The organism is Stenotrophomonas sp. yr243, assembly GCF_900184195.1.
Classification (GTDB): Bacteria; Pseudomonadota; Gammaproteobacteria; order Xanthomonadales; family Xanthomonadaceae; genus Stenotrophomonas; species Stenotrophomonas lactitubi.
On sequence record NZ_FXWT01000001.1, the window covers coordinates 700,116 to 711,976 of the forward strand.

At 67.2% G+C, this 11,861-nt stretch carries 14 protein-coding genes and 2 tRNA genes; 6 read left to right on the plus strand and 10 right to left on the minus strand.

From position 1 onward, the window contains the following. Window positions 1–12 precede the first annotated feature (12 nt). The 7 genes from lpxK to QOL57_RS03410 form a co-directional block, all read right to left on the minus strand. On the minus strand, window positions 13–1,032 hold the full coding sequence (gene lpxK, locus QOL57_RS03380; RefSeq protein ID WP_089240070.1) for a tetraacyldisaccharide 4'-kinase: 1,020 nt from the start codon (window positions 1,030–1,032) through the stop codon (window positions 13–15). Then, window positions 1,032–2,780 carry a lipid A export permease/ATP-binding protein MsbA gene (gene msbA, locus QOL57_RS03385; protein ID WP_089240069.1) on the minus strand — a complete coding sequence of 583 codons (1,749 nt, stop codon included), beginning with the start codon at window positions 2,778–2,780 and terminating at the stop codon, window positions 1,032–1,034. The genes lpxK and msbA overlap by 1 nt, the downstream gene beginning before the upstream one ends. Next, the gene (locus tag QOL57_RS03390) at window positions 2,777–3,199 is read right to left on the minus strand and encodes a biopolymer transporter ExbD (protein WP_025875217.1); all 423 of its coding nucleotides are present in this window, start codon (window positions 3,197–3,199) and stop codon (window positions 2,777–2,779) included. Before QOL57_RS03390 ends, msbA begins: the two co-directional genes overlap by 4 nt. Window positions 3,200–3,202: 3 nt before the next feature. Further along, on the minus strand, window positions 3,203–3,865 hold the full coding sequence (locus QOL57_RS03395) for a MotA/TolQ/ExbB proton channel family protein (protein ID WP_025875219.1): 663 nt from the start codon (window positions 3,863–3,865) through the stop codon (window positions 3,203–3,205). A 3-nt stretch (window positions 3,866–3,868) separates the two neighbouring features. Then, on the minus strand, window positions 3,869–6,277 hold the full coding sequence (locus QOL57_RS03400) for a DNA internalization-related competence protein ComEC/Rec2 (protein WP_089240067.1): 2,409 nt from the start codon (window positions 6,275–6,277) through the stop codon (window positions 3,869–3,871). Window positions 6,278–6,347: 70 nt separating this feature from the next. Next, complete coding sequence (locus QOL57_RS03405) at window positions 6,348–7,691, minus strand: HAMP domain-containing sensor histidine kinase (RefSeq protein ID WP_089240065.1); 1,344 nt, start codon at window positions 7,689–7,691, stop codon at window positions 6,348–6,350. A gap of 1 nt (window position 7,692) precedes the next feature. Next, window positions 7,693–8,364: a response regulator transcription factor gene (locus QOL57_RS03410; protein WP_025875225.1), complete on the minus strand. Its 672-nt coding sequence runs from the start codon at window positions 8,362–8,364 to the stop codon at window positions 7,693–7,695. A 144-nt stretch (window positions 8,365–8,508) separates the two neighbouring features. On the opposite strand from QOL57_RS03410, the gene QOL57_RS03415 reads away from it, so the two are divergent. Together QOL57_RS03415 and QOL57_RS03420 are read left to right on the plus strand one after the other, a co-directional pair. Continuing rightward, complete coding sequence (locus QOL57_RS03415; RefSeq protein WP_089240063.1) at window positions 8,509–9,276, plus strand: MipA/OmpV family protein; 768 nt, start codon at window positions 8,509–8,511, stop codon at window positions 9,274–9,276. Window positions 9,277–9,316: 40 nt separating this feature from the next. Further along, the gene (locus QOL57_RS03420; protein ID WP_089240061.1) at window positions 9,317–9,604 is read left to right on the plus strand and encodes a hypothetical protein; all 288 of its coding nucleotides are present in this window, start codon (window positions 9,317–9,319) and stop codon (window positions 9,602–9,604) included. Window positions 9,605–9,612: 8 nt separating this feature from the next. On the opposite strand, the gene QOL57_RS03425 is transcribed toward QOL57_RS03420, so the two are convergent. Next, a complete protein-coding gene (locus tag QOL57_RS03425; protein ID WP_165780968.1) occupies window positions 9,613–9,753 on the minus strand; it encodes a hypothetical protein in 141 nt (46 codons plus the stop codon). A 107-nt stretch (window positions 9,754–9,860) separates the two neighbouring features. On the opposite strand from QOL57_RS03425, the gene QOL57_RS03430 reads away from it, so the two are divergent. The 4 genes from QOL57_RS03430 to QOL57_RS03445 all read left to right on the plus strand — a co-directional run bounded on the left by QOL57_RS03430 (window position 9,861) and on the right by QOL57_RS03445 (window position 11,490). Next, window positions 9,861–10,430, plus strand: coding sequence for a TlpA disulfide reductase family protein (locus QOL57_RS03430; RefSeq protein WP_089240059.1), 570 nt, complete (start codon window positions 9,861–9,863; stop codon window positions 10,428–10,430). Between the two features lie 11 nt (window positions 10,431–10,441). Then, window positions 10,442–10,636: a hypothetical protein gene (locus tag QOL57_RS03435; RefSeq protein ID WP_089240057.1), complete on the plus strand. Its 195-nt coding sequence runs from the start codon at window positions 10,442–10,444 to the stop codon at window positions 10,634–10,636. A gap of 65 nt (window positions 10,637–10,701) precedes the next feature. Continuing rightward, window positions 10,702–10,896: a hypothetical protein gene (locus QOL57_RS03440; protein WP_089240055.1), complete on the plus strand. Its 195-nt coding sequence runs from the start codon at window positions 10,702–10,704 to the stop codon at window positions 10,894–10,896. A gap of 261 nt (window positions 10,897–11,157) precedes the next feature. Beyond that, entirely contained in the window at window positions 11,158–11,490 is a 333-nt protein-coding gene (locus tag QOL57_RS03445; RefSeq protein WP_089240053.1) for a hypothetical protein, read from the plus strand. Window positions 11,491–11,602: 112 nt separating this feature from the next. On the opposite strand, the gene QOL57_RS03450 is transcribed toward QOL57_RS03445, so the two are convergent. Continuing rightward, window positions 11,603–11,677 (minus strand) — tRNA-Val (locus QOL57_RS03450). 97 nt (window positions 11,678–11,774) lie between these two features. After that, window positions 11,775–11,849, minus strand: a tRNA-Val gene (locus QOL57_RS03455). Window positions 11,850–11,861 lie beyond the last annotated feature (12 nt).

An 11,861-nucleotide genomic window follows, 5' to 3' on the forward strand; every position in this document is an offset into this window, starting at 1 on the left:
CCGCACGGCCCCTCAGTTCGGTCGCAGCTTGTCCAGGCGATCGGTCAACGCTATCCAGAAAGCAGCAGGCATCTCGGCACGCAGCGGCACGGCGTACTGCCAGTCATTGGCGAACGCGCGGCACTTCACGGCATCCTTTTCGGTCATCAGCACCGGCAACTGGCTGCCAAAGGACAGGTCCTGCGGCTGGTAGGCATGATGGTCGGCGAAGGCATGCGGCACCACGCCGATCGCGCGCGCGCGCAGCATGTCGAAGAAGCGTTGTGGATGGGCGATGCCGGCCACGGCATGCACGCGCTGGCCCGCGAAGTACGAGAGCGGACGCGCCCGCCCACCGGCCAGTGGTTGTGCACTGTCGATGTGCAGGGCCATCGGCCATTGGCCGAAGCCGCAGGCCTGGGCAGCCGTCGCCTCATCCGCCTGGCCCAGGTTGACCACCCGGAAATCGCATTCGGCGGCGCGGCTGACCGGCTCGCGCAGCGGGCCGGCTGGAATCATGCGGCCATTGCCATAGCGACGCTGGGCATCGACCACCTCGATCTCGATGTCGCGCGCCAGCCGGTAGTGCTGCAGGCCGTCATCGCAGACGATCACGTCGCAGCCGGCGGCGATCAACGCCTTGCCCGCCGCCACGCGATCACTGTCGACGCGCACGGGCACGCCGGTTTTCCATGCAATCAGCACCGGCTCGTCGCCACCGAGAGCGGTCGGCGTATCGGCTTCCACCCAACGCGCCTTGTCAGCGTCTTCGCGGCCATAGCCGCGACTGGCCACACCGGGCTTCCAACCGGCTGCCCGCAAGCGCTCGACCAAGGCGATGGTCAGCGGCGTCTTGCCGGTGCCGCCGGCGGTGATGTTGCCGACCACGATGACCGGCACAGCCAGTGCATGGCGCTTGCGCCAGCCACGACGGTACAGGCGTCGGCGCAGCGCGGTGACGCCCGCGTACAGCGGTGCCAGCAATCGCATCGGCCATGGAACCGGGCTGCCGTCATACCAGTACGGCGGGGTCTGGGTACCTTTGCCCGCCATCAGTCCTGCCTTTCGCGGAACTGCATGTTGTGCAGGTGCTGGTACAGGCCACCCATCGACAGCAGTTCCTGATGGGTGCCACGTTCAACGATGCGGCCATGGTCCATCACCAGCACCTGGTCGGCATGCTCGATGGTCGACAAGCGGTGCGCGATCACCAACGTGGTGCGCTCTGGCATCAAACGCTGCAGCGCATCCTGCACCAGGCGCTCTGATTCGTTGTCCAGCGCCGCGGTGGCCTCGTCCAGGATCAGGATCGGTGCATCGCGCAGGATCGCGCGGGCGATCGCCAGGCGCTGGCGCTGGCCGCCGGACAGCAGCGCACCATTCTCGCCCACCGGCGTCTGCAGCTGCTGCGGCATGCGTGCGATGAACTCCCAGGCATTGGCTGCCTCGGCAGCTGCACGGATCTGCTCGTCGGTTGCATCCATGCCGTAGGCGATGTTGGCCGCGATGGTGTCGTCGAACAGCATCACCTTCTGGCCGACGATGGCCACCTGCCTGCGCAGATCGGCCAGCGGATAGTCATCCAGAGCGACGCCGTCGAGCAGGATGCGGCCACCGTTGGGTTCATAGAAGCGCGGCACCAACCGGATCAGGCTGGTCTTGCCGCTGCCGGAACGACCGACGATAGCGGTAACCGTGCCGGGCCTGGCGACGAAGCTGATGTCGTCCAGGGCGATGCCGCTGTCTTCACGGTAACGCAGCATGACGTGCTCGAAAGCCAGTTCGCCGCGTACACGCTGCACCGCGTGCTTGCCGTCGTCGCGCTCGACCGGCATGTCGATGATGCTGAACAGGCGCTCGGCAGCGGCCACGCCGCGCGAGATCGAAGTCTGCACGCTGGTCAGCCGACGCAGCGACGGAATGATGGCCATCATCGAGGTCATCAGGCCCATGAACTGACCTGCATTGAGCTTGCCGGCCAGCGCTTCGCGGGTAGACACCCATACAATCACCGCCAGCGCCAGCGCCGCCAGGAACTGGACCACGCTGGAGGCGGCCGCGCGGGTCACTTCCACCTTCATGTTCAGTGCCAGCATGCGGTTGGCCAGGCGCGAGTAGCGCGAGATCTCGTGCTGCTGGGTACCGTGCACCTTCACTTCCTGCTGCGCGGCCAGCGACTGCTCGGCGGTCTGCGCCATGGTGCCCATGCCGTCCTGGATGCCGCGGCTGATGCGCCGGTAGCGCTTGCCCACGTAGGAGACGATCACGCCGATCAGCGGCACCACCACCAGCATCGCCAGGGTCACCTTGACGCTCATCTGCAGCATCACCGCCAGCATGGCGATGATGGTCAGGGTATCGGCGACCACGGTCTTCAGCGCGTCGGCACTGGCCTGGGTGACCTGTTCGGTATCGAAGTTCAGGCGGCTGACCATCACCGGCGTCGCTTCGGCGTCGAAGTGCGAGGACGGCAGGTGCAGGTACTTCTGCAGCACCTGTTCGCGCAGGTCGCGGACCACGCTGCGGCCGGTCTTGGCCAGCGTGTAGTCGCTGACCCAGGTCGCCACGCTGCGCATCAGGAACAGGCCGAGGATGGTCAACGGCAGGATCACCGCCATGCGCGGCTCAGGGTTGACGAAGCCACGGTTGACCAGCGGCTCCATCAGCTTGGTGAAGTGATAGCCGGCCAGGGCTTCGACCACCATCGCGATGACCGCGCCGATCATGAACACCCAGTAGGTGCGGGTATAGCCCAGCAGACGTTTGTAGATCGGCCACACTGGCGCGTGATGGGAACTCATGGACGCACCTCTGGCGCTGTTGCAATGGCGATACGACGGAAGCCGAGCTGGCCCAGCGCATCCTGCGCGGTGACCACGGCCTGGTAGGGAGTGCGCGCGTCGGCACGCAGCAGCACGGTCTGTTCGCGGTCGCTGCCGGCGACGGCGGCGATCGTCTGCTTGACCGACTCGACATCGCTGCGCAGCACTTCCTGATCGTTGACGAAGTAGCGACCGTCAGCGTTGATCAGCACGCTCAGCGAGCGCGGCGGCTCGTTGGTCTGCTGCTGGCTGGCGGTCGGCAGCTGCACCTGCAGGGTTGATCGCGCATCGAAGGTGGTGGTGACCACGAAGAAGATGATCAGCACCAGGATGACGTCGATCAGCGGGACCAGGTCGATATGCGGTTCATCCTGGGACCGGTCGTTGCCGATACGCATCGATCAGGCCTTTGCCGTGGCGGCGGAGGACGCGCGCGCGGCGGGAGCCGGGGTCATCACCCCGGGGCGACCATCCAGCGTATCCAGCAGCGCACTGGCTTCCTGCTCCATTTCCACCACGTAGCCGTGGATGCGGCCCTTGAAGAAGCGGTGGAACATCAGCGCCGGGATCGCCACGATCATGCCGGTGGCGGTGCACACCAGCGCCTTGCCGATACCGCCGGCAAGCTGGTTCACATCACCCACGCCGTGGTCGAGGATGCCCAGGAACATCTGGATCATGCCGACTACGGTGCCGAGCAGGCCCAGCAGCGGGCCGGCCGAGGCGATGGTGCCCAGCGCGTTGAGGAAACGCTCCATGCGGTGCACCAGGTGGCGACCGGTGTCTTCGATGCGCTCGCGGATCTGGTCGCGCGGGCGGTTGCGCGCTTCCAGTGCGGCTGCCAGCAGGGCGCCCAACGGTGAATTGGCCCGCAGGGTCTGCAGGTGCGCCGGGTCGAGCTTGCCGCGCGCGGCCCAGTTGCGCACTTCCTGGCCCAGGCCAGGCGGCAGCACCTCGTTACGCCGCAGGGACCAGAAACGCTCCAGGACGATCGCCAAAGCCAGTACGCCCAACAGCAGCAGCGGCACCATCGGCCAGCCACCGGCCTTGACCAGTTCCCACACGTTTCAACCCTCCGGCCCAACGGCCGCTTGTTCGATCGGCGATAGGATAGCAGCCGACCGTGCCCGCCCAGCGGCATCCCACCACCGGGCTGCGTGGATACGCTGTTCACGCAGCTGCAGGCCTTGTGCACCAAGCCATACGCGGATCGCGCCGGACTCGGCGGTGGACAGCACTTCGGCGCCGGCCGCCTGCCAGCGCTGCACCACGTCACGCTTCGGGTGGCCAAAACGGTTCTGATGCCCGGCCGAGACCAGCGCCAGCTGCGGCGCCACCGCCTCCACCCAGCCCCCAGTGGAGCTGCCTCCGCTGCCGTGATGGGGCACCAGCACCACGTCCGCACGCAGCGCATCGGCAGCGCCCTGCAGCAGGGCCTGCTCGCCCTGCCGGCCGATGTCGCCGGGCAGCAGCACCACCCCGTGTGTGCCGGCAACCCGCAGCACGCAACTGGCCTCGTTGTCGGCGCCCTTGCCGGCGGCCGGGAAGGCGGCAGGCGGGTGCAGCACCTGGAAATCGACCCCGTCCCATTGCCAGCGCAGTCCCTGTTGGCAGGTACCGGCACTGGCAATCGCACTGCCCCGTGGCGCCAGCACCTGCAGACCCGGCAGTTGCCGGCGCAGCGCTGCAAGGTTGCCGCTGTGGTCCAGGTGGTCGTGACTGATCATCACCCGGGCCGGCGGTACCTGTCCCAACGCACGCAACGTCGGCAGCAGCATCCGCTCCTCGCCTTCGCTGCCTGCGGGCGGCCCGACGTCGTACCAGAGTGCGTGGTGGGCGGTCCGCAGCAGCACCGCCGTGCCCTGGCCGACATCGTGCACCACCAGTTCCAACTCCCCTTGCTGCGGCGCCGAGCGTGCCGGCCACAGCAACGGCAGGCACAGAAATGACCCGGCAAGCACCGCACCCGCCCCGCGTGGCAACAGCCACCAGAACACCCCCAGCAGCGCCGCCGGCAACGCCCAGGCGGGCCCCTGCGCCAGCCACCACATCGCCTGCGGGTGCTCGGCCAACGGCTGCATCAGCTGCCAACTGGCATCGAACACCCAGGCTGCCGCGCGCCACGGCCACTGACCTGCCCCGCTGCGCAGGGCCTCCAAAGCGGTTCCCAACAGGGCCAGAGGCACCACCAGCAGGCTCCACAGCGGAATGACCGGCAGGTTTACCAGCGGCCCCAGGCGCGCGGTGCCGCCAAACAGCGCCACTGCCAAGGGCAATAGAGCGACGCTGGCCACCCCCTGTCCTGCCAGGGCGCCGCCCAGCATTGCGACCACCCCTTTCGGACGCCCCTGCGGCAGGCACCACAACAACCACAGAACACCGCCGAAACTGAGCCAGAAGCCCGCAGACAGCACCGACAGCGGGGCCGGCAGCAGCATCGCCAGCGCAGCCAGCGCCAAGCCCTGTGCCACGGTCACCGGACGGCGGACGACGCGCGCGAGGGCCACCACCGCGATCATCAACGCGGTGCGCACGGTCGGCAGCTCGCCGCCTGCAACAACGGCATAGCCGGCCGCTGCCACCGCTGCCGCACAGGCCGCCGCCTGCGGCCGTGGCCAGAACCCGGCAAGCCCAGGCCAGGATCGCCAGAGAGCGGAGCACAGCAACGCGGCGAAGCCCGCCACCAGACCAACATGGAAGCCGGAGATGGCGATCAGGTGGGTCAGGCCCAGCGCGCGCAGCTGCGCCCAGTCGACATCGGACAGGCCGCGCGTATCGCCCAATGCCAGGGCCTGGATGAACCGCGCCGACGGATCTGCGATCTGCCTGGCGATGGCCGCACTGGTGCGCTCGCGCCATGCGGGCAGGCCATGCGCGGGGCGCAGCTGCCGCGTAGCACCTGCATCACGCACGTTGCCACTCGCTGCCAGCCCGTGCAGCAGCGCATGCCGCTCGCCATCGAAGCCTCCCGGATTGATGCGCGAGCGTGGCGGCCGCACGCGCAGCGACAACTGCCAGTCTGCGCCGGCGTGCAGGCGATGTCTCTGGTCAGCCACGGTGTCGACCGGCCCGCGCCGGGGTGCGTGCCAGTACACCTGCAGCCGCTTTCCGCGCAGCATCGGCGCCGCATCGGACGCATCGACCCGGAACTCGAACCGGGTGTATCCCGGCCCTTGCTTCGGCAGGTCGACAACCTGACCCCGGACGAGCACATCCTGCGCAGCGGCACCGGCCGGCAGCTGCGCCTGCAGTGCCCAATACCCATGGCAGGACGTCCAGGCCAGACCGAACAGCACCGCAGCCGCCGCGCGTCCGCGCCAGCGCAGCACCCAGCCCAACGCGGCCACGGCGGCCGCCAGAACAGACAGCCACAGCGGCGGCAACACCGGCAAAAGCACGCAGGCCAAGGCACCGGTGACCAGAGCAGCTGCGCACGCGGGGCCCAGCAGCGGCGACAAGGTCCGATCAGCAGCCATCGACACAGCGTGCCGTGGTACGGCCTCACGCAACCATCAGGCAACTCCCTGCGGTTTTGTCAGCGCCCCACTAGCGACGCACGCTGCCGCGGTGGAAATTGACCCGGAAACTGGCGCCGCCCCCGACAGCCTCGCCCACGCTCACCGTGCCGCCGTGGTGCTGCACGATTTCCTTGACCAGATGCAGGCCGAGGCCGCTGCCGCTGCCGGCGGCACGCAAGCGGTGGAACGGCTCGAAGATCGCCTCGCGGTCACCGACCGGCACACCGGCGCCCTGGTCGCTGACTTCCAGCAGGCCCTGCCGGTCCAGACGCACGCAGATGGTGCCGCGCCCGCCGCCGTGGACGATGGCGTTGTGCACCAGGTTGGCGATCACCCGTCCCAGCGCCAGGCCATCGCCATGGATCCAGACCGGCGTCTCCGGCGCATCCACTTCGAAGCCATAACCGGCGCCAACGACCAACGGCGCGAGGTCGGCGGCCGCTTCGCGCACGACATGCGCCAGGTCCAGCCGCTGCAACGCGGCGATGTTGCGGTCCAGGCGCTGCAGGTCGAGCAGGTGCTCGGCGACGTTGCCGAGGCGGGCAACATCGGTCAGCAACTGCGATTTGAGCTCCCCCTGCGGCAACTGCGACAAGCGCGCCTGCACCACCGCGATCGGCACCCGCAGTTCATGCGCGGCATCGGCGAGGAACTTGTCGCGCGCTGCGTAGCCCTGCTGCACCTTGTCGATCGCATCATTGAACGCTTCGACCAGAGGCGCCACCTCGGTCGACACCAGCTGCGCGTCCAGGCGCGCACCAGGCTGGCCGATATCCAGTTCCTTGGCCTGCTGCGCGGACCGGCGCACGCCACGCATGGCGCGATGGATCACCGTCGGCATCACCAGCAGCGTGACCACGATCAACGGCAGGAAGAACCACAGACCGATCAACCGCAGCACCATCAATGCGCCATCCAGCAGACCGCCCTTCGGCGCCCCGCCCACCATCACCGTGATGCGGCGTCCGTCTTCATTGCGGATCATCACCCGGGCCACGTCCAGGTACGGCGGTACCAGCGACCCCAGCTCGGTGGCGCCCAGTGTCGGCAGGCGGGCCAGCAGCGGCGCGTGGATGGCAGGCAGCGTGCCGCGCTGCAGCCATGCGCCGCGATCGTCGACCGCCGCGAACCACAGGTTGCCACCGGCACGCGCGTCGAGCTTCTGCCAGCGTGCTTCATCCAGCACCAGCCGGCCGCCTTCGCTGTGCACGGCGTTGGCCGCGCTCTCGGCCATGAACATGTCCATGCCCCAGGTGTCCTTGTCGCCCCAGGTCAGGATCAGCGCGACGACGGCGAACAACACCGTGAAGGCCTGCGCCAGGAACAACCGCCACGCCAGCCCCAGGGTGATCGAACGGATCGGTCGTGCCATCTCAGGCCTCCGCCAGCAGGTAGCCGACGCCACGGATCACGTGGATCTCCACGCCTGCGCCGGCCTGCTGCAGCGCCTTGCGCAGCTTGGAGATATGCGCGTCGAGCGCATTGGACTGGATCTCATCATCGAACCCGTACACCGCCGCTTCCAGCGCACTGCGGGTGACCGTACGGCCCTGCCGCATCGCCAGCGCCTGCAACACCAGCACCTGCCGCCGCGGCAATGCGACCGGCTGTCCATCCACCTGCGCCTGCAGCGATTCGAAATCAAACTCCAGCCGGCCCAGCCGCAACCGGGGGGTCACCATCGCCGACGGTCGACGCGATACGGCGCGGATGCGCGCCATCAGCTCTTCGATCGCCACCGGCTTGACCAGGTAGTCATCGGCGCCGACATCCAGCCCCTCCACCTTGTCCGAGAGCCCGCCCTTGGCGGTGAGCATGATCACCGCCAGGTTCGGCCGCAGCGCACGGGCGGTCGCCACGAAACCCACGCCATCACCATCCGGCAGCTGCCGATCAAGCAGCATCAGCTGGTGCACCGGCTCACGCAGGGCGAGCGCCGCCTCGGCCAGGCTGCCGACCACATCGGCGACCACCCCCTGGCGCTCCAGCCCGGACTGCAGGGCTCGCGAGAGATCGGGATCATCTTCGACCAGGAGAATGCGCATCGGGGGCTCGGCAAGCGGAAACGGAGCCGATCATAGTGCCTTCAGCGTGCACGTGGCGGCGATTCCAGCAGATTGCGCCTGCGCAATGTTCCGACAATGTTGTGCGCGCAGCATGCATCGCCATCCCCGCAAAGTAGTACGTTGATGACCTCGCTGCCCCCTGCCCTGCTGCGCCCCCTGCTGTGCACCGTCGCCCTCTCCACCCCGCTGCTGGCAAACGCGCAGGAACAGGCCCCGGGTGTGCAGGCCGGCATCACCTTCGGCGCGACCACCGGTGCCTACGCGCACTATGACGACAAACCGCTGGTGCTGCCGGCACTGTCCTGGCAGGGCAAGCGTTTCTTCGCCAGCCCCGGCTCGCTCGGCATGAACCTCTACAAGGCCGATGGCCTGCGCGTGTCGGCCGTGGCTACACCCTACACGCTGCGCTTCAAGACCGACGACGTGAACGATCCGCAGCTGCGCCGCCTGCACAGCCGGCAGATGTCGGCGATGGTCGGCATCAATGCCGACTACAGCGCGGACTGGGGCGCGGTGGCGGCCAGCGTGAAGCGCGAAGTGAGCGGGCATGGCGGCGGTGTTGAATCAAGCCTGCATTACAGCTATCCGATCCAGGCCGGTCGCTTCACCTGGGTGCCGCGCGTGGGCGTGGTGCATTCCAGCGCCCGCCTGCTCGACTACTACTACGGCATCAGCGACGAGGAGGCCCTGCGCTCCGGGCTGGCAGCTTACAAGCCAGGCAGTGCCACCTCGCCGAGCCTGCAGATCGCGGTCAGCACGCCGCTGGGCACGAAATGGCGCGCAACCGGCGTGGTCGCCAACCAGTGGTTCGGTGATGCCGTCGAGGACAGCCCGATGGCACGACGCAGCAGCCAGACATCCGCTTTCATCTCGCTGATGCGCGCGTTCTGACCGAACCCGCATCCATTCCACCAACAAGCAAGGATCCAGCATGGCCGCCGTCACCCCCACCGCCGACGCCAACGCGATCCTGCGCGCGCCGGATCTGGACAGCGCCGAACGCGCCTACCTGGGCCTGCTGCCGGACATGGATCATGTCGACGCACTGACCCGACGTGCGCTTGGCCTGTCACGCGCTGCAGATGCGGCGCGCGGCTATGCGCTGTCGATGACACTGGTCGGTCTGCGATTGCAGGAACTGGAAATGGGCGAGCCGTGTGCGGCCCAGTATCGGCAGGCAACGCTGCGTAGCCTGCGGCAGGCCTTCACTGCTGCCTGAGCATTCCGTCAGCGGAAGGTTGTCCAGGCCAGGACCGCAGACAAAAGTGCGACCCACACCACCGCTTTGAAGGTGCCTTCCAGCATGTTGCCGCCGAACAGCAGATCGATGATCGGGTTCGGCCGTGAAACGGGAGCATGGTCACTCATGGTGGCGTCCTGTGGTTTGGGAACTGCGTCACCGATGATACAAAAGCTTGACATTCCTGTTGCTGTTTCCGGTATGGTCGATGCAACGCGGCGTTCAAGGATGATCGATGCTCAAGCGTGCCCTGTTCCCGGTATTCGCCCTGCTGCTGGCCGCACTGGTCATCATGCTCTCCTGGCAGAACCGCCAGTTGCGGCAGGTCAACGAGCAGATGGCGGCGCAACTGCAGCAGACCCAGCTGGATGCACATGGTCTTGCAATCGGCACCCGACCTGAACTGTTGACGCTGCGGACGACGCAGCAGACCCATGTCGATATCGGCGGCGCACGCGCCGTTCCGCAGATCCTCTACTTTTTCTCTACTGCCTGCCGCTACTGCCTGGCCTCGGTGCCACAGCTGCAGCAGATCGCGGCTGCACGCGGCAGCGCCGAGCTGGTGGGTGTCGGCCTGCCGCCTTATGACCAGCTTGCCGGGTACGCCGGCAAACACGCGCTGGCGTTTCCGATCGCCGTCGACGATCAGGGCGAAGTCTCCAAGCGCTACCGCGCCACGCTGACACCGATGCTGATGGTGCTCGCCGCAGATGGCAGCGTCGTCTACAAGCATGTCGGCCAGCTCGACACAGAGACGGTACAAGCCGTCGCCAAGGCAATGAATCCGGGAAGCCACACCAACTGAAGGAGATACACATGATCGGGAAGAAAACGCTGTTCTCGTCCGTCGCCGGTGTCGTCATCGTTGCTGCAATGTCATTCGGTGCCGCGCAGGCCTTCGCCACTCCGGCGAAGACCGGCTTTGCACCGGGTTGCGTGGATACCCCCGGGTGCATGTTCGGCGGCAATGGCCGCGCCGGCGGCACGCGTATCTGCTGCGACGCCAACTGACCCCGCTTCGACACCGCCCCGCAGGCGGTGACTTCATGTTCCATCGCCATTCCAAGGAGATACACATGATCGGAAAGAAGAAGCTGTTCTCGTCCATTGCCGGCATCGTCTTGATTGCCGCCATGTCATTCGGTGCCGCGCAGGCCCTCGCCACGCCGGCCAAGGCCGGATTCGCACCGGGCTGCGAGTTCACCCCGGGTTGCCCGCATGGCGGTTCAGGGCACTGGTCCGGCCCTCGCCTGTGCTGCGATCCGCTCTGAGCCCGCCTGAAGGTTGCAGCCATGTGGTGACCTGAGCCCAGGCTTCCCGGCCAACGGGGTCACTTCCGGGTAAACGGGCCGGACTGCCATCACAGGCGGCCCGGCCTTTTTCATGGCAGTGACCTGCAGCTGCCCCGACCCAGCCCGGATTCATCCTTGCTGGCTCTCGTTGACGCGCCCTTTTCCCGCCTTCGTCGGATACCGGTTTCACACCGCAGGCCACAGTGCAACGCTGGACTCCCTTCTCCAGAGCACCGTGCCATGCCGATGCTTGCCTTGCTGCTGTTGATGGCCGGTCTCTGCAACCGCGACGCCGACACCGGAAGCGATTCGCTGCGATTGCAGATCCTGCAGGCCGATGCCCAGCGGGCCGCCAGCGAGCCAGCCACCCACGGCCAGACGGACAGCCAGAGCGTGCAGATCCTGCGCCTGAGTGCGGATCGCGTACTGCAGCTGGCCCATGGTCGCTTGCACGCTGATGTGCCTGCGGGACAGCGCGGGCAAGCGCACTCCCGGGGCCTCATGCAACTGTGGCAACGCGTGGATGGTCAGTGGCAGCTGCAGCGCAGCGCCAGTGTCGAGCAACGCGGTTGACGATGACAGCAACCGGCCAGGCGCAGACGAGCGCGAATTGCAGGCACAAAAAAACCGGCCCAAGGCCGGCTTTCATCGTGTCCACCGCTGCTCCGGCGATGCCGGGAACCGGTGGTGGGCGGTACAGGGTTCGAACCTGTGACCCCTACCATGTCAAGGTAGTGCTCTACCGCTGAGCTAACCGCCCAAAAATTCCGTACAGCCCGCAGGCTGGTGCTTCTACGTAAAAACCCGGCGCCAGGGCCGGGCTTTTGATCCTCACGACAGCCCCCTGGGGGACTTCGTGGTGGGCGGTACAGGGTTCGAACCTGTGACCCCTACCATGTCAAGGTAGTGCTCTACCGCTGAGCTAACCGCCCGTGTGTTGCATC

Excerpts from the sequence above, each read along its gene's own strand:
- lpxK (WP_089240070.1), bottom strand. The coding sequence starts at position 1,032 with ATGGCGGGCAAAGGTACCCAGACCCCGCCGTACTGGTATGACGGCAGC.
- msbA (WP_089240069.1), bottom strand. The coding sequence starts at position 2,780 with ATGAGTTCCCATCACGCGCCAGTGTGGCCGATCTACAAACGTCTGCTG.
- QOL57_RS03390 (WP_025875217.1), bottom strand. The coding sequence starts at position 3,199 with ATGCGTATCGGCAACGACCGGTCCCAGGATGAACCGCATATCGACCTG.
- QOL57_RS03400 (WP_089240067.1), bottom strand. The coding sequence starts at position 6,277 with ATGGCTGCTGATCGGACCTTGTCGCCGCTGCTGGGCCCCGCGTGCGCA.
- QOL57_RS03405 (WP_089240065.1), bottom strand. The coding sequence starts at position 7,691 with ATGGCACGACCGATCCGTTCGATCACCCTGGGGCTGGCGTGGCGGTTG.
- QOL57_RS03410 (WP_025875225.1), bottom strand. The coding sequence starts at position 8,364 with ATGCGCATTCTCCTGGTCGAAGATGATCCCGATCTCTCGCGAGCCCTG.
- QOL57_RS03415 (WP_089240063.1), top strand. The coding sequence starts at position 8,509 with ATGACCTCGCTGCCCCCTGCCCTGCTGCGCCCCCTGCTGTGCACCGTC.
- QOL57_RS03420 (WP_089240061.1), top strand. The coding sequence starts at position 9,317 with ATGGCCGCCGTCACCCCCACCGCCGACGCCAACGCGATCCTGCGCGCG.
- QOL57_RS03425 (WP_165780968.1), bottom strand. The coding sequence starts at position 9,753 with ATGAGTGACCATGCTCCCGTTTCACGGCCGAACCCGATCATCGATCTG.
- QOL57_RS03430 (WP_089240059.1), top strand. The coding sequence starts at position 9,861 with ATGCTCAAGCGTGCCCTGTTCCCGGTATTCGCCCTGCTGCTGGCCGCA.
- QOL57_RS03435 (WP_089240057.1), top strand. The coding sequence starts at position 10,442 with ATGATCGGGAAGAAAACGCTGTTCTCGTCCGTCGCCGGTGTCGTCATC.
- QOL57_RS03440 (WP_089240055.1), top strand. The coding sequence starts at position 10,702 with ATGATCGGAAAGAAGAAGCTGTTCTCGTCCATTGCCGGCATCGTCTTG.
- QOL57_RS03445 (WP_089240053.1), top strand. The coding sequence starts at position 11,158 with ATGCCGATGCTTGCCTTGCTGCTGTTGATGGCCGGTCTCTGCAACCGC.